A 21255-nucleotide genomic window follows, 5' to 3' on the forward strand; every position below is an offset into this window, starting at 1 on the left:
CCGGCGGAACACCCCGCAGAGGCGGGGAAGGCCCGGGTGCCACAGGCATCGAAGCACGTGGCACCCGCAGGGCACAGCCTCAGGCCTGGGCCTCACTCTGCGCCGCCCAGCGGGCCTTCGCCTCGTCGATCTTGCGGCCGTAGTGGACCGAGGCCCACCACAGGCCGGCGAAGACCGCCCCCAGGAAGAACATCGTCGGGACGACGAAGCCGCTGGCGATCAGGCCGATCTGCAGCGCCCAGCCGATCTGCAGCGCGCCCGGGCGGCTGAGCATCCCGCACAGCAGCACCGACAGCAGCATCGCGACGCCGCACACGGTCCAGACGGTGGCCTGGGTGAGGTCCGGGTCCTTCATGGCCACCAGGCCGGCGAAACCGACCACGAAGAACTCGCCGATCAGCGTCGACGCGCACAAGGTCCGCACAGGTCAGCCCCTCTTGAGCAGCAGGCGCGCCTCGCCCACCGTGATCACGGAGCCGGTCACCAGGACGCCGGCCCCTCCGTACTCGGCCTCTTCCTCCGCCAGGGTGATCGCCGCCTCCAGGGCGTCGTCGAGCCGCGGCTCGACCTGCACCCGGTCGGCCCCGAAGACCTCGACCGCGATGGCCGCCAGCTCGTCCGCGCTCATCGCCCGGTAGGTGGAGTTCTCCGTGACGACGACCTCGGCGAAGATCGGCTCGAAGGCCTCCAGGACCCCGCGCACGTCCTTGCCCTCGCTCGTGCCCACGACGCCGATCAGCCGGCTGAACCCGAAGGCCTCGGTGATCGCGTCGGCGGTCACCCGCGCGCCCGCCGGGTTGTGGGCGGCGTCCAGGACGACCGTCGGGCTGCGCCGGACGACCTCCATGCGGCCGGGCGAGGTGACCGTGGCGAAGGCCCGGCGGACCGTCTCCACGTCCAGCGGCCGCGCGTGCTCCGCGCCGATGCCGAAGAAGGCCTCGACCGCCGCGAGCGCCACCGCCGCGTTGTGCGCCATGTGCGCCCCGTACAGCGGCAGGAAGATGTCCTCGTACTCGCCGCCCAGCCCGCGCAGCACCAGCTGCTGGCCGCCGACGGCGACCTCGCGGGACACGACGCCGAACTCCATGCCCTCGCGGGCGACCGTCGCGTCCACCTCGACGGCCTTCTTCAGCAGCACCTGCGCCGCGTCCACCGGCTGCTGCGCCAGGATGACGGTGGCGCCCTGCTTGACGATCCCGCCCTTCTCGGCGGCGATGTCGGCGGGCGTGGCGCCCAGCCGGTCGGTGTGGTCCAGGCTGATCGGCGTGATCACGGCGACCGAGGCGTCGATGACGTTGGTCGCGTCCCAGCTGCCGCCCATGCCGACCTCGACGACGGCCGCGTCCACCGGGGCGTCCGCGAAGGCCGCGTACGCCATCGCGGTGAGCACCTCGAAGAAGGACAGCCGGTACTCCTGGGACGCGTCGACCATCTCCACGTAGGGCTTGATGTCGTGGTAGGTCTCGATGAAGCGTTCCGCCTCGATCGGGGCCCCGTCCAGGCTGATGCGCTCGGTGATGGTCTGCACGTGCGGGCTGGTGTACCGGCCGGTGCGCAGCTCGAAGGCGCCGAGCAGCGCCTCGATCATGCGGGCGGTGCTGGTCTTGCCGTTGGTGCCGGTGACGTGGATCGAGGCGTACGCGCGCTGCGGCTGGCCGAGGACGTCCATCAGGGCCTCGATCCGGGTGACCGAAGGCTCCAGCTTGGTCTCGCCCCAGCGGGTGGACAGCTCCTGCTCCACCTCGCGCAGCGCCTTGTCCACCTCCGGGTCCTCGGGGCGGGCGGGCACCGGGTCGCCCTGCGGCGCACCGGCCTGGGCGCGCAGGGTGCGGCTGCCGGCCTCGATCACCGCCAGGTCGGGGTCGCGGTGGGTTTCTTCGGCCACGATCTCGTCGAACTCGTCGAAGCGGTCGTCGCTGGGCTCGGGCTGCTGCTCACTCACAGGGCCAGTCTACGGACGGACGGCGGGCCCGGGCCGCGGGGGAACGGCCGAGGGCCCCGCGTCGCGCGGGTGCGCGGTGCGGGGCCCTCGGTGTGTCCTGCGCTGCCGGCCGACCGGCGGAGCGCTTACGCGGCGGGCAGGGCCGCGAGCTGGGCCTGGATCCGGGCGATGTCCTGCTCGGCCTTGGCCAGCCGGCCCTTGATCTTGTCCACGACGTTGTCCGGGGCCTTGGCGAGGAACGCCTCGTTCCCGAGCTTGGCCTCGGCCTGGGCCTTCTCCTTCTCGGCGGCGCCGAGGTCCTTGGCCAGGCGCTTGCGCTCGGCCGCGACGTCGATCGTGCCGGACAGGTCCAGCGCGACCGTGGCCCCGGCGACCGGCAGGCTGGCGGTGGCGTTGAAGCCCTCGCCCTCCGGCGTCAGGCGCAGCAGCTGCCGGATGGCACCCTCGTGGGCGGCCAGCGGGGTGCCGGCCAGCTCCAGCCGGGCCGGGACCTTCTGGCCGGGCTGCAGCCCCTGGTCGGCGCGGAAGCGGCGGACCTCGGTGACGACCTGCTGGAGGTTCTCGATCTCGGCCTCGGCGGCCTCGTCGCGGAACCCGCTGTCGGTGGGCCACTCGGCGATCACGATGGACTCGCGGCCGGTGAGCGTGGTCCACAGCGTCTCGGTGACGAACGGGACGACCGGGTGCAGCAGGCGCAGCATGACGTCCAGGACCTCGCCGAGGACCCGGCCGGAGACCTTGGCCTGCTCGCCGCCGGCGAAGAAGGTCGTCTTGGACAGCTCGACGTACCAGTCGAAGACCTCGTCCCACGCGAAGTGGTACAGCGCGTCGCTGAGCTTCGCGAACTGGTAGTCCTCGTAGTATGCGTCGACCTGCGCGACCGTCTTGTTCAGGCGGGACAGGATCCAGCGGTCGGTCGCGGACAGCTGCTCGACCGGGGGCAGCTCGCCCTCGATCGTCGCGCCGTTCATCAGGGCGAAGCGGGTCGCGTTCCAGATCTTGTTGGCGAAGTTCCGGGAGGCCTTGACCCAGTCCTCGCCGATCGGGACGTCGACGCCCGGGTTGGCACCGTTGGCGAGGGTGAAGCGGACGGCGTCGGAGCCGTACTCGTTCATCCAGTCCAGCGGGTTCACCGCGTTGCCGAAGGACTTCGACATCTTCTTGCCGAACTGGTCGCGGACCATGCCGTGCAGGGCGATGGTGTGGAACGGCGGGGTGCCGTCCATCGCGTACAGGCCGAACATCATCATCCGGGCGACCCAGAAGAAGAGGATGTCGTAGCCGGTGACCAGGACGGAGTTCGGGTAGAACTTCGCCAGGCTCTCGGTCTGCTGCGGCCAGCCGAGCGTGGAGAACGGCCACAGGCCGGAGGAGAACCACGTGTCGAGGACGTCGGTGTCCTGGTGCCAGCCCTCGCCCGCCGGCGGCTGCTCGTCGGGTCCGACGCAGACGACCTCGCCGTTCGGGCCGTACCAGACCGGGATGCGGTGGCCCCACCACAGCTGGCGCGAGATGCACCAGTCGTGGAGGTTGTCGACCCAGTCGAAGTAGCGCTTCTCCATCTCCTGCGGGTGGATCTTGACCTTGCCGTCGCGGACCGCGTCGCCGGCGGCCTTGGCGAGCGGGCCGACCTTGACCCACCACTGCATCGACAGGCGCGGCTCGATGGTGGTCTTGCAGCGCGAGCAGTGGCCGACGGAGTGGACGTACGGGCGCTTCTCGGCGACGATCCGGCCCTCGGCGCGCAGCGCGGCGACGATGGCGGAGCGGGCCTCCAGGCGGTCCAGGCCCTGGAAGGGGCCGTGGGCGGTGATGACCGCGCGCTCGTCCATGACGGCGAGGTTCGGCAGGCCGTGGCGCTGGCCGATCTCGAAGTCGTTGGGGTCGTGGGCGGGGGTCACCTTGACGGCGCCGGTGCCGAACTCGGGGTCGACGTGCTCGTCGGCGACGACGGGGATGCGGCGGCCGGTGAGCGGCAGCTCGATCTCCCGGCCGACGAGGTGCTTGTAGCGCTCGTCCTCGGGGTGGACGGCGACGGCCGTGTCGCCGAGCATCGTCTCGGCGCGGGTCGTCGCGACGACGATGGCGTCCTCGCCGTCCCCGTACCGGATGGAGACGAGCTCGCCGTCGTCGTCCTGGTACTCGACCTCGATGTCGGAGATGGCGGTGAGGCAGCGGGGGCACCAGTTGATGATGCGCTCGGCGCGGTAGATCAGCTCGTCGTCGTAGAGCTTCTTGAAGATGGTCTGGACGGCCTGGGACAGGCCCTCGTCCATGGTGAAGCGCTCGCGCGACCAGTCGACGCCGTCGCCCAGGCGGCGCATCTGGCCGGAGATCTGGCCCCCGGACTCGGCCTTCCACTGCCAGACGCGCTCGACGAACGCCTCCCGGCCGAGGTCGTGGCGGGACTTGCCCTCCTTGGCGAGCTCGCGCTCGACGACGTTCTGGGTGGCGATACCGGCGTGGTCCATGCCGGGCTGCCACAGCGTCTCGTAGCCCTGCATGCGCTTGCGGCGGGTGAGTGCGTCGATCAGCGTGTGCTCGAAGGCGTGGCCCAGGTGGAGGCTGCCGGTGACGTTGGGCGGCGGGATGACGATGGTGTACGGCGGCTTGTCGCTGTTCTCGTCGGCCTCGAAGTACCCACGCTCTACCCAGCGCTCGTAGAGCTTCCCCTCTACCTCGGCCGGCGCGTACTGGGTCGGCAGTTCGGAGTTGGGGCTGCTGGGTGTCTGCGTGTTCTCGGTCACGGACCACAGGATACGGGCGGCGCCGCCCCCGTTACGAATTGATACCGCGGGGCGGACCTCGATGCAGGTGCAGACGTAGCAGTGTCGTAGTAGTTGCGTAACGCCTGGCACCCCGGCGCCCCACGCGCGTTCGGCTTCCGACAGGATGTGAGGAACGCATAAGCAAAGCAACCTCAAAGGGGGAGCCGGGAATGAGCTTCAACCAGCCGGGGCCGTACGGCGGCCAGCAGCCGGGCCCGTACGGACAGCAGCCCTACGGTCAGCCGGCCCCGCCGCCGCCGGCGCCTGGCTACGGCTACCCCCAGCAGGCTCCCCCGCCCCCGCCGGGCTACCCCCAGCAGCCGGGCGTCCCGCCGCAGCCGCCGTACGGCTACCCGGGCCAGCCCCCGACGCCCCCGTACGGCGGCATGCCGGTGCAGCAGCCGCCGAAGAAGAAGACGGGCCTGATCGTCACGGCGGCGGTCGTGGCGGTCGCGGTGATCGCGGGCGGCGGCTGGTACTTCCTGGGCGGCGGCGGTGGCGGGGTGTCTTCGGACACCAAGGGCTACAAGCTGGTGATGCCGGAGTCGATCGACGCGTTCAAGAAGAACGCCAAGAGTCCCGCCAACATCGAGGACAAGGTTTTCGAGGGCGAGCAGAAGGCCAAGGCCGAGGCCATGGGCGTCAAGAACGCCCACAACGTCGCCGCGCAGTATGCCAACGGCACGGACGACAAGACGTCCAAGCAGCTCCACGCCAACGGCCTCTACGGCGAGGTAGCCGACCCCGGGAAGGCGGTCGACAACTACTTCGCCAGCATCGGCAAGAACAAGGAATCCGAAGCCAAGAACTTCACCTACGAAGTGGTTGGCACCCCACAGGAGTTCAAGCCGTCGGGCTTCAAGGGCGGCGTGATGAAGTGCGCCAACGTCAAGGGGACCAGCACCAAGAGCGGTTCGTCGGCTGCCCCGGGCATGAAGGACTTCATAATCCCCACCTGCGCCATGGGCGACCTCTCCACGCTGACCTCCGTCAACATGATCGACCCGGCCAAGGCATTGCTCGGCGCCCCGAGCGGCACCCTGGACGAGGTGGCGGCCCTGGCGGCGAAGGTCTACAACACGGCCCGGGTCAAGGCCTGATCAGACCTGCGGTCGGCGCGGACACTCATTCCCGCGCCGACCGGGCCAATGTCAGAGGCTCGCCTGGTAGCACGCCTCGCTCGCATGCTCCCACTTAACCCCTATCGATATCATCGAAGGTTCGCAGAACACATTCGCGATCCCACCGGCGCCTCGGTCGCACGCCGCGTTGGTCCTCGGACCCACCTGATAGCCCACGTTGCTCAGGTACTGCAGGCAGTCGGCCGCGTCGGCCGAAGCCGGCGAGGCCGCCACAAGCGGCAGTGCGGCGGCAGCGAAGGTCGCCGCCAGAACGCCGAGCGTCCGCTTCTTCTTCATGTCTCGTTCCCTTCGTGGAAGACGCGCCGAGACAAAGTTGATCAAGGAAGCGGCCGCATCGCGAGGCAAGACGGAACACTTGTCCGATAATCGGTCAATACAGTCCTGAAATGCGAGGAAGGGGCGCCCCGGACATCCGGGGCGCCCCTTCCTCGTTCGTACGGCAGGTGCGGTGAGCGCTACGCGCTACGCCGACTTCTCGTGCGGCCCCGCGTCCTTCGGCACAATCCGCGGCACCAGCGTCGGGTTGACGTTCGAGCGGACCACGTCGGCCGTGATGACCACGCGGGCCACGTCCTTGCGGGACGGGACCTCGTACATCACCGACATCAGGACCTCCTCCATGATGGCGCGCAGGCCGCGCGCGCCCGTCTGGCGGAGGATCGCCTGGTCCGCGATCGCCTCCAGCGCCTCGCGCTCGAAGTCCAGCTCGACGCCGTCGAGTTCGAACAGCCGCTGGTACTGCTTCACCAGCGCGTTGCGCGGCTCGACCAGGATCTGGAGCAGGGCCTCGCGGTCCAGGTTGTGCACCGAGGTGATGACGGGCAGGCGGCCGATGAACTCCGGGATCATCCCGAACTTCACCAGGTCCTCCGGCATGACCTCCTGGAACTGGTCGCTGGCCTCGATCTCCCGCTTCGAGCGGATCGTCGCGCCGAAGCCGATGCCCTTGGCGCCCGCCCGCGACTCGATGATCTTCTCCAGGCCGGCGAAGGCGCCGCCCACGATGAAGAGCACGTTCGTCGTGTCGATCTGGATGAACTCCTGGTGCGGGTGCTTGCGCCCGCCCTGCGGCGGGACCGACGCGGTCGTGCCCTCCAGGATCTTCAGCAGGGCCTGCTGGACGCCCTCGCCGCTGACGTCGCGCGTGATCGACGGGTTCTCGCTCTTGCGGGCGACCTTGTCGATCTCGTCGATGTAGATGATCCCGGTCTCGGCCTTCTTGACGTCGTAGTCGGCCGCCTGGATCAGCTTCAGCAGGATGTTCTCGACGTCCTCGCCGACGTACCCGGCCTCCGTCAGCGCCGTCGCGTCGGCGATGGCGAACGGGACGTTCAGCATGCGGGCCAGGGTCTGCGCCAGCAGGGTCTTGCCCGAGCCGGTCGGGCCCAGCAGCAGGATGTTGGACTTCGCGAGCTCGATCGCGTCGTCCCGGCCCTGCGCGCCGCCGTTCTCGCCGGCCTGTACGCGCTTGTAGTGGTTGTAGACCGCTACCGAGAGCGCCTTCTTCGCCGGCTCCTGGCCGACGACGTAGCTCTCCAGGAACTCGTAGATCTCGCGGGGCTTGGGAAGCTCTTCCCAGCGCACCTCGCTCGTCTCGGCGAGCTCCTCCTCGATGATCTCGTTGCAGAGGTCGATGCACTCGTCGCAGATGTACACACCGGGTCCTGCGATGAGCTTCTTCACCTGCTTCTGGCTCTTTCCGCAGAACGAGCACTTGAGCAGGTCGCCGCCGTCACCGATGCGTGCCACGAGGTGCTTCCCCTTCGCCTGGGAGACGCTTGGTTCAGCGCTCCTGGTGCCTCATATCCGACGGTACCTTGCCGGGGCCCCGCTGAGGGGCCCCGTGCAAGTATCAGGCCGCGTTCATCTTCCGGGTGGAGATGATCTGGTCGATCAGGCCGTACGCGAGCGCGTCCTCGGCCGTCAGGATCTTGTCGCGCTCGATGTCCTCGCGGATCTTCTCGATCGGCGTGGTCGAGTGCTTGGCCAGCATGGACTCCAGCTGGTCGCGCATGCGCAGGATCTCGTTGGCCGCGATCTCCAGGTCGGAGAGCTGCTCGCGGCCGGTGCCGCCGGAGGGCTGGTGGATCAGCACGCGGGCGTTCGGCAGGGCCATCCGCTTGCCGGGCGTGCCGGCGGCCAGCAGGACGGCGGCGGCGGAGGCCGCCTGGCCCATGCAGACCGTCTGGATGTCCGGCTTCACGAACTGCATCGTGTCGTAGATGGCGGTCAGCGCGGTGAAGGAGCCGCCGGGGCTGTTGATGTAGATCGAGATGTCGCGGTCCGGGTCCATCGACTCCAGGCACAGCAGCTGCGCCATGACGTCGTTGGCGGAGGCGTCGTCGATCTGCACGCCGAGGAAGATCACGCGCTCCTCGAAGAGCTTCGCGTACGGGTCGTACTCGCGCACGCCCTGCGAGGTGCGCTCCACGAAGCGCGGGACGACGTAGCGGTTGTCCATCGGAGCGCCGGTGTAGAGGCCGCTCGCGGAGAGGTTGTTCTGCATCTGGGTGTTCACCGTCCTGGTGGCGTTCTGCGGGCTGGGGGGCTGTCCGGTACGGGCCTGCGGCCGGGGTCAGGCCCCGGTGCCGCCGCCACCCGGGACGCCGGACGCGGCCGAGATGATCTCGTCGATCAGGCCGTACTCCTTGGCCTCCTCGGCCGTGAACCAGCGGTCACGGTCGCCGTCCTGGATGATCCGCTCCACCGTCTGGCCGGAGTGGTGCGCGGTGATCTCGGCCATCCGCTGCTTGGTGCGCAGCAGGTACTGGGCCTGGATCTTGATGTCCGAAGCGGTGCCGCCGATGCCGGCGGAGCCCTGGTGCATCAGGATGTCGGTGTTGGGGAGCGCGAAGCGCTTGCCCGCGGTGCCGCCGGTCAGCAGGAACTGGCCCATGGAGGCCGCCATGCCCATGCCGATCGTGACGACGTCGTTCGGGATGTACTGCATGGTGTCGTAGATCGCCATGCCGGCCGTCACGGAGCCGCCGGGGCTGTTGATGTAGAGGTAGATGTCCTTCTCCGGCTCGGCGGCCAGGAGGAGGAGCTGCGCCGTGATCTTGTTGGCGATCTCGTCGTCGACCTGCTGGCCGAGGAAGATGATGCGCTCGCCGAGCAGCCGGTTGTAGACATGGTCGCCGAGGCCACCACCGATGGACGGCTCACCCGCGGCGTAAGGCAGCTTCAGATTCGTCACGTATCCACCTGCTCGTCTCCGACGGCTACGTGCCGTCTCAGCGTCTCGTTCGGAGGGCAGTGCCCTCATATTCATGGACCCTAACGCGCAGGTCGGACAACGCCATCCCGCTTCCCGAACTGTTCGCTCGGAGCGCAAGGTCCCGCGGCCCCTCGGGCAGGTACGCGGAAGGGCCCGGACGCACAGGCGTCCGGGCCCTTCCAGGCAGCTCTCGGCTCTCGGGGCCCCTGCCGGGGACCCTGGGGCCGTACGAACCTACGGGCCCTACGGGCCTTACGAGGGCTACGGGCCTTACTTGGCCTCGTCGTCGCCCTTGGCCTCGTCGCCCTTGGCCTCGTCACCCTCGACGGCGGCCTCGACGACCTCGGCGGCCTGCTCGACCTCGTCCTCCTCGTCGGACAGGTCCACGACCTCACCGTTGGTGTCGACGACCTTGGCGGCCTCGACGACCAGGGCCAGGGCCTTGCCGCGGGCGACCTCGCCGACCAGCATCGGGACCTGGCCGCCCTCGACGACCGCCTGGGCGAACTGGTCGGGGGACATGCCGGAGGAGGCGGCGCGGCGCATGAGGTGCTCGGTGAGCTCCTCCTGGTTGACGTTCAGCTTCTCCTTGTTGACGAGCTCGTCGAGGAGGAACTGGGTCTTGATGCCCTTGATCGCCTGCTCGCGGGTCTCGGCCTCGAACTCCTCGACCGTCTTGCCCTGGAACTCGAGGTACTTCTCGATGGTCAGGCCCATCTGGCCGAGCTGGTGGTGCTCGAGGTTGTGCTTGCGGGTGTTGACCTCGTCCTCGAGGAGCTTCTCGGGAACCGGGATCTCCGCGAGCTCGATGAACTTCTCCAGCACGCGCTCCTGGGCCTGGGTGGCCTGGTCGTACTGCTTCATGTTCTCGAGGCGCTTGCGGCTGTCGGCCTTCAGCTCGTCCAGGGTGTCGAACTCGCTCGCCATCTGCGCGAACTCGTCGTCCAGCTCCGGGAGCTCGCGGGCGGAGACCTTGGTGACCTTGACGGTGACCTCGGCGTCCTTGCCCTCGGCGGAGCCGCCCTTCAGCTGCGAGGTGAAGGTGGCCTCGCCGCCGGCCTCCAGGCCCTTGACGGCCTCGTCGATGCCGTCGAGGAGCTCGCCCGAGCCGATGGTGTAGGAGACGTCGGAGGCGACGCCGTCCGGCAGCACCTCGCCGTCGACCTTGGCCTCGAGGTCGATCGTCACGACGTCGCCGTCCTGGGCGGCGCGCTCGACGACGTTGGTGGAGGCGAAGCGGCCGCGCAGCTGCTCGACGGACTTCTCGACGTCCTCGTCGGAGACCTCGATGGCGTCGACCTCGACCTCGATGCCGGAGAAGTCCGGGATCTCGATCGCCGGGCGGACGTCGACCTCGGCGGTGAAGGCCAGCAGCTCGCCGTCCTTCAACTCGGTGATGTCGACCTCGGGCTGGCCCAGCGGGTTGACCTCGGCCTCGTTGACAGCCTCGGTGTAGAACTTCGGGAGCGCGTCGTTGACGGCCTCCTCCAGCACCGCACCGCGACCGAAGCGCTGGTCGATGACCCGGGCCGGGATCTTGCCCTTGCGGAAGCCCTTGACCGTGACCTGCTGGTTGATCTTCTTGTACGCCGCGTCGAGGCTGTCCTTGAGCTCCTCGAAGGGCACCTCGACAGTGAGCCGAACCCGAGTCGGGTTCAGGGTCTCCACGGCGCTCTTCACGGTTCGGTCTCCTTGTGGCTGACTTCTGGGGTTCTGCTGTCGCCGCTGCATGTTCAGCGGACCAGCGGATCGGGCCCGGTACATCAGACACACGGGCACGCAGCTTGCATAGTAACCGCAAGCGGGAAGCAGCCCACAACGCGATCTTCGCGGGTGGCCGTGGATGGTGCTGGTCGGGGTGGCCGGATTCGAACCGACGACCTTCCGCTCCCAAAGCGGACGCGCTACCAAGCTGCGCCACACCCCGTCGGTGCGACACGTAGGGTACATGCCCGGAGACGGTCCGACGCCCCTGGTTTTTCCGCGGCACCCGCCCCGCCCGAAAAGCGGTGTGCGACGCGCACGCCCGACCCGCTAGGATGCTGTCCGTGCCGCGGTCCTCGATCGACCTGCGGCGCCGCTGTGCGGGCGTAGCTCAATGGTAGAGCCCTAGTCTTCCAAACTAGCTACGCGGGTTCGATTCCCGTCGCCCGCTCTTCATGGCTCAGGGCCAGGTCAGAGGATGTTTCCTCGGCCTGGCCCTGAGGCGTTTGCGGGGGTCGCGATCAGCCCGGCGTGTCCCCCGCGTGCCCCTTCGGCCCGGCCGTGCCCTGTCGGCCCTTCCTGACGAGGTCGCTCAGGGCGTCGGCGATGAGCCGGTCGCGGTCGGCGCCGGCGTGCTGATAGATCAGGGCCGCGCGGGCGGTGCTGTGGCCCATGCGGGTCATCAGCTCGCGGGTACTGGCTCCGGTGGACGCGGCGAGGGTGTTGCCTGTGTGCCGAAGATCATGAAAGTGCAGCCCCTTGATCCCGGCCTTCTCGCAGGCCTTGCGCCACAGCCGGTTGAAGTGGTTCCGGCGCGGCGTGGCCCCCTTCGCCCCGATGAACACCCGGCCGTCGGCGCCCGGTTCGGCGTACGTCTTCAGGTGCTCGCGGATCTCCGGGGCGACGACGTCAGGGATCGAGACGGTCCGCTTGCCCACCACGCTCTTGGGCGCCTTGATCTCCCGCTGCCCGTTGCCCAGCTCGGCGACAGCCCGGCGGACGCGCACGGTCCCGTTGTCGAGGTCGATGTCCCGGCGGTGGAGCCCGATCAGCTCACCCTGTGCACGGTGCTGGCTCCCTTGATCTGGCACGGGTTCCGCCTGATCATCTGGTCGGCCACGGCTGTGCCCAGAATCGCCCGCAGGAGCGCGTACGCCTTGGCGACGGTGGTGGACCCGGTACCGGCGGCGAGCTTGTCCGCGCGCCAGCGCCGGACCAGGGGAGGCGAGATCTCGGCGACGTTGACCGTGCCGAAGGTCGGCTCCAGGTGGTGCTTGAGCAGCGAGCCGTAGAGCTGCCGTGTGGTGCTGGTCAGCTCACGCTCCTTGATCCAGGCCACGGCGTACGGGCCGAAGGCGACCTTCCTGGCGTCCGGGTCGTGCCAGTCGCCGCGCCGCATCTCGGTCTGTTTGTCGGCGAGCCAGTCGTCCGCATCCCTCTTGGTACGGAAGGTCTCGGGCGCCGGCCGTAGCTGCCCGTCGGGACCGACGTAACGGGCCTGGTAGCGGCCGGACGGGAGCCTGCGGACCCGCCCGAACTGACGGCGCTTCCCAGCCATCAGGCAGCCACCCCCCGAAGGGTGACGCCACGCTGACGCGGCTGGACGGTGTGGGCGGCGATGTACGCCCGCACTGCGCTCTCGGGGATGCGGACGTGCCGCCCCACCTTCACGAAGGTGATCCGCCGCTCCTCAGCGGATCGCGGATGCGCTGCGTGCCGCGATTCAGGCAGGCGAGTACGCCCCAGGCGATCGCCTGCCGGGTGAGAACGACCTCATGGCCAGGTACGAAGTGGCCCGCATGACCGCACGCCAGGCTCTCAGCGTTCTTCAGAACGAAGGCCTTGCCGAGGCCCGCAAGGGCGCCGGCGTCTTCGTCCGAGCGTTCCGACCGCTGCGCAGGCGATGCATCCAGCGGTTGGCCCAAGAGCAGTGGGGGTCGGGCAAGTCCATCTGGTCGGCCGACATCGAGGACCGCACGCTCACCGTCGACCAGATCGAGGTCTACGAGGAGGCAGCGACCGAACGGGTCGCCGGGGCGCTCGACGTCGAGCCCCGCACCCCCGTATGGGTGCGTAGCCGCCGCTTCGCCCTGGACGGCAAGCCGGTCCTCTTCGCCACCTCGTACCTTCCGTCAGATGTCGTCGCGGACTCTGCGATCACCCAGGAGGACACCGGACCGGGCGACACCTATACCCGCCTTGCCGAGCTGGGCCACAAGCCGGTGCACTTCCGCGAAGAGATCCGATGCCGTATGCGTATGCCGTCGGCCGGCTAGGCGGAACGGCTGGCCCTGTCGATGGGCACTCCGGTCATCCAGATCGCGCGTACGGCGTTCTCCGAGAGCGGCAGGGCGGTCGAAGTCAACGAGATGACGCTCGACTCCGCCTCATACGTCCTTGAGTACGACTTCGACGCCTGATTGGGAGTGCACCTCACCCCCCGCCCAGCCAGGCCTTTCGGTGACGCGCGACGGCATACAGCGCTTCGACCTGCTCGTCTGTGAACCGACCGGTGAGCGGCGCGAGCGACGCGAGGTCCTTGTGGCGGTAGACACGGACGTCGAGCTGTGTCGCAGAGCGCGGCAGCTCCGGAACACCTACGAAGACAAGGATGGGCTCCACCGGTACCGGGAACGAGCAGTACCGCTCCAGAACCCGGCGCACGTAGGCAGCCTCATTACGACTCACGGCGGGATACGGCCGCGGCTTGCCGTGATCCACCCTGACCATCTCGTCGCCGATCCATACCGTCTTGCCGGTCAGGTTCTTGGTGTTGATGCTGAACACCCCGCCACGGCCGATCAGGACATGGTCGATGTCCCCGCCGGTCGGCCGCGGAACTGAGTGCACCACCCGCCATCCATGCCTGGTGAGCCGATTCAGCTCCGCGCCGGCCTTCCGCTCACCTGCGAGCCCTCGACACCACGAGTCCCACTCACCCTTCCGACGTAACAGCCGGTCGAGCAGCCGACGCGCCGGGGCAGGGCCGCGTGAACTGAGCAGCGCCCGGATTTCGGCACCGGGACGGTGCAACGCCAGGTCATCAGCCGCGGTCAAGTCAGGCAGCGTCAGCGTCCGAGGCGAAGCCACGCGCCCCGGCGCTTCCACGGGCTGCTTCACGGTCTGGGTGAGCTGATGGCGAAGCAACTGCAAGGCCTCTTTGCGGTGAGCCTCCACGAGGATCTCAACCCGCCCGGTACGAGCGTCAGCCCACGCAACTGCAGTACCGTCAGCAAGGTTCACGTACCAGCGGTCATGCCCTGGCCGCTGCCACCGGGACACCTTGAGCCCAGCCATCCCCCACCCCCAAGCATGTCGCCCCAAGGACATGGGAACAGCCGAATCGTGACGCGGCAAGACGGCCTCATTGCAGGCAGGGACGCCAGTTCGACCCCACGGCACTCGGTGTCCGTGGCGGGTGTGGTGGTCCGCGACGATGGCCGGTTGCTGGCGATCCGGCAGGCGGACAACGGGACGTGGGAGCTGCCGGGCGGAGTGCTGGAGATCTCCGAGACGCCGGAGGATGGTGTCCGACGCGAGGTCCTGGAGGAGACCGGTCTCGACGTAGACGTGGCGGAGCTGACGGGCGTCTACAAGAACGTCACACTCGGCGTCGTAGCCCTGGTCTTCCGGTGCAAGGCGACCGGGGGCGCCGAGCGCACCTCCGACGAGACCACGGCAGTCCAGTGGCTCACGCCCGAAGAGGTCTCCGAGCGGATGTCCGAGGTCTACGCGATCCGACTTCTGGACGCCCTGGACGGGCACGGGCCTCACGTGCGGAGCCATGACGGCCGCCAGCCGTTCCCCGTGCGGTGAAAGTTTCCCTACTCCATCAAGGCACCCGCCGCGCACAGCGCGGCGCGCGCGGCCCGTCGCCCGGGCCTGCGCTCCTGTCTCCGCCCCACTCCGGCCCGACCGCCGGCCGCACGCCGAAGACCGGCGAGGGTTGACGGTCGGGACAACCCCTACGAGGCCAGCGCCCTCAGCTCCACAACTGCCTGCAGCTCAAGCAGGCTTCCAGCGCCGGGTGTGAGTCCCCTGCCCTCCGCTTGAACCGCTCAGCGGGCACCATTGCCAACCAGGCCCGCTGGAGCAGCTGAGGCATCCCAGACGCCGCTCCCCGGGGCGCCAAGGCCCAACGACGCCACAAGGTCAGAACAATGCCTCCGGCGGGGGCGCTCAAACGCCGGGATGGAGGGGGCCCGTCCTGCGGCCGCGGCTCGGTTGTGGTGCGGGTGGGGAGCTGTCACTGGCGCCACGACCGCGTTCAACCAGCAACCACGACCAGGCTTCGACCTCCGAGCCAGGACAACGGTCGTGGTGTCGACCTTTGGGAAGGTGCCGCATCACCCAAAATGTAGGTCAACTCCCCCTCTCACAGCTAAAGTTGGCAACTCGACGTCGGTCATACCAGAACCTTGGAGTGCGTGTGGAGGAGCGGCAGATTTCCCTGGCGGAAGCCAAGGAAATCATCAGCAAGCAGGAATCTCACTTCTGGGATTTCAAAAGCGCTTCGAGCGACGGCAAGAAGATTCAAGAAATTTCCACCTCTCTGGCCAATTCCGAGGGCGGAGAATTCATCGTCGGCATCGAAGACGAGAAGCACGCAACCGGGATCGACAGGTGGCAGGGGCTGCACAATATCGAGGCCGCGAACTTCATCCACCAAAATCTGGTAAATGAAGTCCAACCCCCCGTTCCGTACGACATGGAATACTTGTGGATCTCGGGCGACAGCGAGCGCGGCGTGTGCTGTCTCGTGACCATCCAGAAGAGCTCCGACGTCCACAAGACATCCAAAGGAGACGTATTTCAACGAAAGGGCGCCCAGACCCTCAAACTCACGGGGCACCGAATCGCCGACCTCGCACTTTCCAAAGGTGCTCGATCGTACGAGGATCAGCTCCTGGACGACTACGAGGTGGATGAACTGAAGGAGGAAGAGGAGCTGGATACATTCCTTTCTACCTACAGCCCGGCCACAACGCCGGAGAAGTACCTCACACGCCAGAGGCTCGTCTCCAGGAAAGACGGAAAGGCCACAGTCGCAGCGGCCATCCTGTACGCGGAAGAGCCTGCCGCAGTCGTGCCGAAGCGATGCTCCGTAAAGATCGCACGGTACGAAAGCAAGGAAAGTACCCCTGACAGGAAGTATCTCAAGGGAACCCCGCTATCGATCGACGGCCCGGCTCGCATCCTAATCGAAAAGACGCTGGATGCGGTGGCAGAGATCATCGAAGCCGTTCCCATCCTGGGCACTGACGGGCAAATGGCACCAGTAAAGTATCCACCAGAGGCCCTGAAGGAGATTATCGTCAACGCCGTAATCCATCGAGATTACAACGTTTCAGACGACATCCTAATCTCAATCTTTGATAACAGGGTTGAGGTCAGGAGTCCCGGCCGACTGCCTGGGCACATGACGACCGACAACATCCTCACCGACCGGTTCGCCAGAAATCCAAGCATTGTGCGCCTGCTCAACAAGTACCCCGATCCACCCAACAAGGATATCGGCGAGGGGCTTGACACGGTAATGAGCGCCATGAAGGCCGCGAAGCTCAAAGCGCCGCTATTCGTTGTCGAAGAAAATGCATTCGTAGTAATTCTGGCCCACACTCCACTTGCGCGACCAGAAGAGCTCATCTTGGAGTACTTGCGCAACAACGAGGAGATCTCAAATAAGATTGCCCGATCCCTTACAGGGATCGCCTCAGAGAATCGCGTAAAGCAGGTGTTCTACAAACTCAAGAATGCCGACATGATCGAGCCTGTCCCTGGCAGGATTCGATCTCAGTACGCGTGGCGCCTCACTGAAAAGGGAAAGAGCCTTCGCGGCTCCATCGACTGAAGGTCAAATTCCCGACATCAACGGTGCAGAGGGCGGGGATAGAGCCCATCGAAGCCGGGTACCGATTGGGCTCGGGAAGCCTGTCGGACCGCCTTGCCCTCGGCAAGGCGGTCGGGCGTGCCAGACGCGTGCCAGAGGTTGGTGAACGGCGGTCAATGCGGGACAGCCTGAGCGGCGCCAGGATTCGGGCTGTCTCCGTATCCGCTGGTCAGACGCCTAGCGGGCGGACCAAGATCGGTGATTCCCAAACTCATGGCATTCCAGGCTTGGGCGCCGTTAGGGTCCGCAGCATGACCAACAGCATCCCGAACTGCTCTGAGTGCAGTCAGGCCATTCAGTTCGGTGGTTTCGTGCTCAGCCGACGGGCCGAGGATGACCAGCGGGTCTGCCGGTCGCTGGGGAAGCGTGCCGGGCGGCATGTGTGGTGGCACTGGGCCGATCGGCCGGACGAGGCGTTGGAGGTCTGCCCGACGCCGCAGCTGTTCCGGTGATGGCTCGTCGCGTGCCCTCCGCGTGTCCGAACGAGGGGCGCGGGGCGGGGAACAGCGGGAAGCTGCGGGGTGACGGCCGCGAAGGCGCAGGTCAGCGTCTTACCAGGTCAGGGCGCAGGCGCTTACGCGATCTTCCAAACTAGCTACGCGGGTTCGATTCCCGTCGCCCGCTCTTCATGGCTCAGGGCCAGGTCGGAGGGTGATTCTTCCGCCTGGCCCTGAGGCGTTTGCGGGGCTGTGGCAGGAGCGTGTGGCTCAGCGCAGGGTCACTACGACGACCACGACGCAGACCAGCGAAAAGCCCAGGAAGACGTAGCGCTGCTTCTGCATCAGGGCGAAGCGGCCCTTGGTGTCGCCCGCGATGATGCGGTACTTGCTCGTGCGGTGTTCGAAGTACTTGCCGACCGTGGCGCTCGGCAGGTTCTTGACCACGCGGGCCATCCCCAGGACGGCAGTCGAGACGACCATGACGACGCACACCACGGCGATGACCCACGAAGGCGCGCCATCGAGAATCTGGAACACGGAATTCGACCCTTTGCGACGGTGGTCGGCAGGACGAGAGGGAGGGCAGGGGAGTCGTGCCAGTCGTACGGAAACGGGGTCGCCGGAATGGCGTGACGGCCGATTTCGGCACAGTGTCACGCCCAGCGGTCATCCGTCGCTACTTCGCGGCCCGGGTGCTCGCGTCCAGCCGGGGAATTTCGGCCCACCTCCCGCGGAGGCCGGCCGGGCTGGCTCGTTACGCCTCGATGCGGTTCTCGGCCCTGCGGCCCTTGTTCCAGGCGTTCACGACGAGCCGGTAGGCGGTCGTCACACGGGATCCCGTGCCGCTGTTGTTGAAGCCTCCCCGCGAGGACTGGCTGAGGATCTCGGACCGCCACTTGGCGGCCGTCCCCAGGTCCATGATCTTCCGCGCGAGCTCCTTGTCGTCCACCAGGTCGCCGTGGCGGCCGATGAAGGTACCGAGGCCGCCGAGGAGCATGCCGTCCCAGCTCTCGGCCGAGCGGCCCCAGGCTTCCTCGGCGACGGTCAGAGTGCGGTCGAAGACCTGCGCCCCGTGCCGGTCCATGATCTGCAGCACGCCGGAGACTGCGCCCACGCCGTTCGTCGACGACGACCCGAGCGTCAGGTTGTGCTTCTTGAGGATCCTGTCGGTGTCCACGAAGAGCGGGACGCCGCCCGTGAGCCCCACGTGGTACTCGTCGATGGCACGCGGCTTGTGCGATTCACGGTTCTTGATCAGGAAGAGGATGGCTTCCTGCGCCTGCGTGAGGCCGTAGTGGACCTCAGCCATGATCGTGGAGATGCCGGCGAGGACGCACGCGCGCCAGCGGTGCTGGCCGTCGACGATGTAGAGGTCCCCGTCGGCGCGCTTCGACACGATGATCGAGCCGACGGCTTCGCGCACCAGGTTGTTCGCGATGTTCTGGGCGCGCTTCTCGTTGAGCGTCCGCTGGGCCTGCGGATCGATGGTCAGGTCCCTGACCGGGACCTCCTGCCCGTACTCCACTTTGTGGGCCGGGAGCTCGAAGGTGTAACGAGCTTTGGGCATGGGTGTGTCCTTCTGCGCCACGTTAGGGGGAGTATGCGGCAAAGCCGGGATCTTGGGATGCAGCGCGTCAGCGACACAATCATATTTACTTATCGACTCGCAACTTCCGTCACATGAGCGATAGTTGCGGAACGCGACGTTCCGTCTGGTACGGCGTCGACAGAGGTCAGATCTTGATGCCCGCGATGGTGTCGGCCAGGGAGTTCAGGAAGCGGTTCACGTCCGGGGCGATGGAGCTGGAGGCCAGGAAGAAGCCGAAGAGGACCGCTACGACGGCCGGGCCCGGCTTGAGGTGGTTGCCGCGGATCAGCACCACCAGGATGATCGCCAACAGAACCACCACTGACAGCGAAATGGCCACTTCTGATCACACCTTCGGTCGTCCCCTGGTCGGCCCGGGGCACGGCCGTGCGCACCCCCACATGGACCATCGTGCCACCAACAGGCCCCCGGTATCCGCCTGGAGGCGGTGATTCCCGTCAACTGTGTGGGTTTCAGAGGCCCAGGAGGGACCGGACGTACGCGTACTTGGCGGTCAGGCGGTCCCTGGTGGGGGCGTCGAGGACGGCCAGGCGGGCCGGGTCCGAGTTGTGGGCGAGGTCCGCTTCCTTGACGAGGAGGGCGCCGGGGACGGCCAGGATGCGGGCCGTGTATTCCTCGACCGGCTCGCCCGGTCGCTTCGTGACCGCCAGGACCATGTCCTTCACCGGCTGCGGCAGAGCGGCGGAATCCAGCCAGGCGCGGCTCAGCGCGCCGTCCTCGACCGCGTCGTGCAGCCAGGCCGCGGCCTGTTGGTCGCTGGTGCCGCCGCGGGCGCGCACGCCCTCGGCGACCGCCGCGAGGTGTTCGGCGTACGGGCGGCCGGCCTTGTCGGTCTGTCCCTCGTGCGCCGCGCGGGCCAGCGCCTCGACCTCGGGGAGGGTGAGGGGGGTGGGGGTGGGGGTGGACCGTGGCGATGTCATTCGATTCCCTTCGCCGCGCTGCGGAGGGCCTCGGCGGCCCGGCGTACGTCCGCCTGCGTGGTACGCCAGTTGGAGAACGCGGCGCGCAGGGCCGGGGTTCCCGCGAGGACGGTGGGAGTGACGAAGACCTCGGCGGCGACGGCCTCGCGCAGGGCGGTCAGGCGTTCGGCGGTGGGCCGTTCGGCGAGGGTGAAGCAGACGACGTTCAGGCGGACCGGGGCGAGGAGGCGGAAGGCGGGGTCCGCGGCGAGTTCGTCGCCGAGGGCGTGGGCGCAGGCGATGTCGCGTTCGACGATCTCGCGGTGGCCGGCGCGGCCGTAGGCGCGCAGGGTGAACCAGGCGGCCAGGGCGCGCAGCCGGTGGGAGTTCTCGGGCGTGAGGTGGACCAGGTCGGGGCGGGGGCCGAGGGGGCCGAGGTAGGCGGCGGCGTTGGCGAAGACGCGGGCCTGGAGGTCCTGGCGGCGGGTGAACTGCACGGCGCTGTCGTAGGGCACGTTGAGCCACTTGTGGAGGTCGACGCAGACGGAGTCGGAGGCGTCGAGGCCCGCGGTGAGGTGGGCGTGGTCCGGGGATAGCGCGGCGAAGGCTCCGAAGGCGGCGTCGGTGTGGAGCCAGAAGTCGTGGCGTTCGCGGAGGGCGGCGATCGCGCGGAGGTCGTCGAAGTCGACGGTGTTGACGGTGCCGGCGTTGGCGACGACCACGGCCGGACCGGGCGTGTCGGCGAGGGCGCGGTCGAGGGCGGCTGGGTCGACGGCCTCGCGGCCGGGCAGGGTGGGCACCGGGACGAGGGCGCGCCGGCCGAGCCCGAGCACGGAGAGCGCCTTGCCGATGGAGGAGTGCGGGGCCCCGGAGAGTACGCGTACGGGGCCGAGGGCGGCCGCGCCGTCGTCGGCCGGGGAGACGCCGAGGCGCTCGCCGAGCCATTCGCGGGCGATGGCGAGGCCGGTGGTGTTGGACATGGTGGCGCCGCTGACGAAGGTGCCGGTGTGCGCGGAGGAGAGCCCGAAGAGGTCGCGCAGCAGGCCGACGGTCTCGCGCTCCAGGTCCTGGCCGGCGCCGTCGAGGGCGGAGTTGGAGTTCTGGTCGTGCACGGCGGTCAGCCAGTCCCCGGCGAGGGCGGCGGGGGTCGCGCCGCCGGTGACGAAGCCGAGGTAGCGGGGGCCGGCGGAGGCGGAGAGGCGGGGCGCCCAGGTCCGGGCGAAGTCCTCCAGGGTGCGGGCGAGGCCCCTGCCGTCCCTGCAACCGTCCCTGCCGTCCCTGCAACCGTCCCTGCCGTCCCTGCCGTCCCTGCCGTCCCTGCAACCGTCCCTGCCGTCCCTGCCGTCGTGGGGTGGTTCCTCGCCCTCCGCGGGCGGGGCGGCGGCATCGTCGGCCTCGTGCCGGTCCCCCAGCTCGGTCGGCTCCCGCCGGTCCCGCGGCTCGGCCCGCTCCCTCGGCTCTCCAGGGGCTCCCGGGTCTTCCGGCTCCCTCGGCTCCCTCAGCTCTCCCGCCGCGGCCGGGTGTGCGTACGCGGGGACGACGGGCCGGGTGTCGAGGGTGCGCAGGGCTTCGGCGGCCTGGTCGAGGGTGAGGCCGAGCAGTTCGGGGAGGCGGCCGAGGTCGTCGGCGAGGGCGGGGTGCATG

General features: G+C 68.3%; 21 protein-coding genes, 2 tRNA genes and 1 pseudogene. 6 read left to right on the plus strand and 18 right to left on the minus strand.

Features of this window, described 5'->3' with window-relative positions; all coding sequences use genetic code 11:
• Positions 1–79 precede the first annotated feature (79 nt).
• The 3 genes from GPJ59_RS01870 to GPJ59_RS01880 all read right to left on the minus strand — a co-directional run bounded on the left by GPJ59_RS01870 (position 80) and on the right by GPJ59_RS01880 (position 4689).
• The gene (locus tag GPJ59_RS01870) at positions 80–424 is read right to left on the minus strand and encodes a DUF4233 domain-containing protein (RefSeq protein ID WP_219664549.1); all 345 of its coding nucleotides are present in this window, start codon (positions 422–424) and stop codon (positions 80–82) included.
• Between the two features lie 3 nt (positions 425–427).
• On the minus strand, positions 428–1942 hold the full coding sequence (folC, locus tag GPJ59_RS01875; protein ID WP_219664551.1) for a bifunctional tetrahydrofolate synthase/dihydrofolate synthase: 1515 nt from the start codon (positions 1940–1942) through the stop codon (positions 428–430).
• A gap of 125 nt (positions 1943–2067) precedes the next feature.
• Complete coding sequence (locus tag GPJ59_RS01880) at positions 2068–4689, minus strand: valine--tRNA ligase (protein WP_219664553.1); 2622 nt, start codon at positions 4687–4689, stop codon at positions 2068–2070.
• A 191-nt stretch (positions 4690–4880) separates the two neighbouring features.
• Here GPJ59_RS01880 and GPJ59_RS01885 point away from each other — a divergent pair, with 191 nt between their 5' ends.
• Positions 4881–5810 carry a hypothetical protein gene (locus GPJ59_RS01885; protein ID WP_219664555.1) on the plus strand — a complete coding sequence of 310 codons (930 nt, stop codon included), beginning with the start codon at positions 4881–4883 and terminating at the stop codon, positions 5808–5810.
• 51 nt (positions 5811–5861) lie between these two features.
• Here GPJ59_RS01885 and GPJ59_RS01890 read toward each other — a convergent pair whose 3' ends face one another.
• From GPJ59_RS01890 to GPJ59_RS01915, 6 genes are all read right to left on the minus strand, one after another.
• The gene (locus GPJ59_RS01890; RefSeq protein WP_219664557.1) at positions 5862–6128 is read right to left on the minus strand and encodes a hypothetical protein; all 267 of its coding nucleotides are present in this window, start codon (positions 6126–6128) and stop codon (positions 5862–5864) included.
• Between the two features lie 186 nt (positions 6129–6314).
• Positions 6315–7601 carry an ATP-dependent Clp protease ATP-binding subunit ClpX gene (gene clpX, locus GPJ59_RS01895; RefSeq protein ID WP_219664559.1) on the minus strand — a complete coding sequence of 429 codons (1287 nt, stop codon included), beginning with the start codon at positions 7599–7601 and terminating at the stop codon, positions 6315–6317.
• A 103-nt stretch (positions 7602–7704) separates the two neighbouring features.
• Positions 7705–8358, minus strand: a complete 654-nt coding sequence (locus GPJ59_RS01900; RefSeq protein ID WP_219664609.1) for an ATP-dependent Clp protease proteolytic subunit — start codon at positions 8356–8358, stop codon at positions 7705–7707.
• Positions 8359–8427: 69 nt separating this feature from the next.
• Complete coding sequence (locus GPJ59_RS01905; RefSeq protein ID WP_219664562.1) at positions 8428–9048, minus strand: ATP-dependent Clp protease proteolytic subunit; 621 nt, start codon at positions 9046–9048, stop codon at positions 8428–8430.
• Positions 9049–9339: 291 nt separating this feature from the next.
• Positions 9340–10749, minus strand: a complete 1410-nt coding sequence (tig, locus tag GPJ59_RS01910) for a trigger factor (protein WP_219664564.1) — start codon at positions 10747–10749, stop codon at positions 9340–9342.
• 170 nt (positions 10750–10919) lie between these two features.
• Positions 10920–10996 (minus strand) — tRNA-Pro (locus tag GPJ59_RS01915).
• Positions 10997–11153: 157 nt separating this feature from the next.
• On the opposite strand from GPJ59_RS01915, the gene GPJ59_RS01920 reads away from it, so the two are divergent.
• Positions 11154–11224 (plus strand) — tRNA-Gly (locus tag GPJ59_RS01920).
• Between the two features lie 70 nt (positions 11225–11294).
• On the opposite strand, the gene GPJ59_RS38365 is transcribed toward GPJ59_RS01920, so the two are convergent.
• Genes GPJ59_RS38365 through GPJ59_RS01930 form a run of 3 tightly spaced genes read right to left on the minus strand, consistent with a single transcriptional unit; the run spans position 11295 to position 12519 of the window.
• Positions 11295–11864 carry a tyrosine-type recombinase/integrase gene (locus GPJ59_RS38365; RefSeq protein WP_308120074.1) on the minus strand — a complete coding sequence of 190 codons (570 nt, stop codon included), beginning with the start codon at positions 11862–11864 and terminating at the stop codon, positions 11295–11297.
• Positions 11822–12331 carry a hypothetical protein gene (locus tag GPJ59_RS38370; protein ID WP_308120075.1) on the minus strand — a complete coding sequence of 170 codons (510 nt, stop codon included), beginning with the start codon at positions 12329–12331 and terminating at the stop codon, positions 11822–11824. Before GPJ59_RS38370 ends, GPJ59_RS38365 begins: the two co-directional genes overlap by 43 nt.
• A complete protein-coding gene (locus GPJ59_RS01930) occupies positions 12331–12519 on the minus strand; it encodes an excisionase family DNA-binding protein (RefSeq protein WP_374200764.1) in 189 nt (62 codons plus the stop codon). The genes GPJ59_RS38370 and GPJ59_RS01930 overlap by 1 nt, the downstream gene beginning before the upstream one ends.
• Between GPJ59_RS01930 and GPJ59_RS01935 the strand changes: the two are divergent.
• Positions 12471–13193 (plus strand): annotated as a pseudogene (locus tag GPJ59_RS01935) (GntR family transcriptional regulator). The gene GPJ59_RS01930 and the pseudogene GPJ59_RS01935 overlap by 49 nt on opposite strands.
• A 13-nt stretch (positions 13194–13206) precedes the next feature.
• Here GPJ59_RS01935 and GPJ59_RS01940 read toward each other — a convergent pair.
• Positions 13207–13950 (minus strand): nuclease-related domain-containing protein, encoded by a 744-nt coding sequence (locus tag GPJ59_RS01940; protein WP_308120076.1) that lies wholly within the window; start codon positions 13948–13950, stop codon positions 13207–13209.
• Between the two features lie 228 nt (positions 13951–14178).
• Here GPJ59_RS01940 and GPJ59_RS01945 point away from each other — a divergent pair, with 228 nt between their 5' ends.
• The 3 genes from GPJ59_RS01945 (at position 14179) to GPJ59_RS01955 (ending at position 17115) form a co-directional block, all read left to right on the plus strand.
• A complete protein-coding gene (locus GPJ59_RS01945; RefSeq protein WP_308120077.1) occupies positions 14179–14589 on the plus strand; it encodes an NUDIX hydrolase in 411 nt (136 codons plus the stop codon).
• Between the two features lie 613 nt (positions 14590–15202).
• A complete protein-coding gene (locus GPJ59_RS01950; RefSeq protein ID WP_219664569.1) occupies positions 15203–16624 on the plus strand; it encodes an RNA-binding domain-containing protein in 1422 nt (473 codons plus the stop codon).
• Between the two features lie 290 nt (positions 16625–16914).
• The gene (locus GPJ59_RS01955) at positions 16915–17115 is read left to right on the plus strand and encodes a dehydrogenase (protein ID WP_219664570.1); all 201 of its coding nucleotides are present in this window, start codon (positions 16915–16917) and stop codon (positions 17113–17115) included.
• Positions 17116–17370: 255 nt separating this feature from the next.
• Here GPJ59_RS01955 and GPJ59_RS01960 read toward each other — a convergent pair whose 3' ends face one another.
• The 5 genes from GPJ59_RS01960 to GPJ59_RS01980 all read right to left on the minus strand — a co-directional run bounded on the left by GPJ59_RS01960 (position 17371) and on the right by GPJ59_RS01980 (position 21254).
• Positions 17371–17640 (minus strand): hypothetical protein, encoded by a 270-nt coding sequence (locus tag GPJ59_RS01960; protein WP_219664572.1) that lies wholly within the window; start codon positions 17638–17640, stop codon positions 17371–17373.
• 217 nt (positions 17641–17857) lie between these two features.
• Positions 17858–18670 (minus strand): DUF6551 family protein, encoded by an 813-nt coding sequence (locus tag GPJ59_RS01965; RefSeq protein ID WP_219664574.1) that lies wholly within the window; start codon positions 18668–18670, stop codon positions 17858–17860.
• A 166-nt stretch (positions 18671–18836) separates the two neighbouring features.
• Entirely contained in the window at positions 18837–19031 is a 195-nt protein-coding gene (locus GPJ59_RS01970; protein ID WP_219664576.1) for a hypothetical protein, read from the minus strand.
• A 133-nt stretch (positions 19032–19164) separates the two neighbouring features.
• Positions 19165–19632, minus strand: coding sequence for an HD domain-containing protein (locus GPJ59_RS01975; protein WP_219664579.1), 468 nt, complete (start codon positions 19630–19632; stop codon positions 19165–19167).
• A complete protein-coding gene (locus tag GPJ59_RS01980) occupies positions 19629–21254 on the minus strand; it encodes a pyridoxal phosphate-dependent decarboxylase family protein (protein WP_258023719.1) in 1626 nt (541 codons plus the stop codon). Before GPJ59_RS01980 ends, GPJ59_RS01975 begins: the two co-directional genes overlap by 4 nt.
• Between the last annotated feature and the right edge of the window lies 1 nt (position 21255).

The sequence above is a fragment of the Streptomyces bambusae genome (assembly GCF_019400985.1).
GTDB classification, from domain to species: domain Bacteria; phylum Actinomycetota; class Actinomycetes; order Streptomycetales; family Streptomycetaceae; genus Streptomyces; species Streptomyces bambusae_A.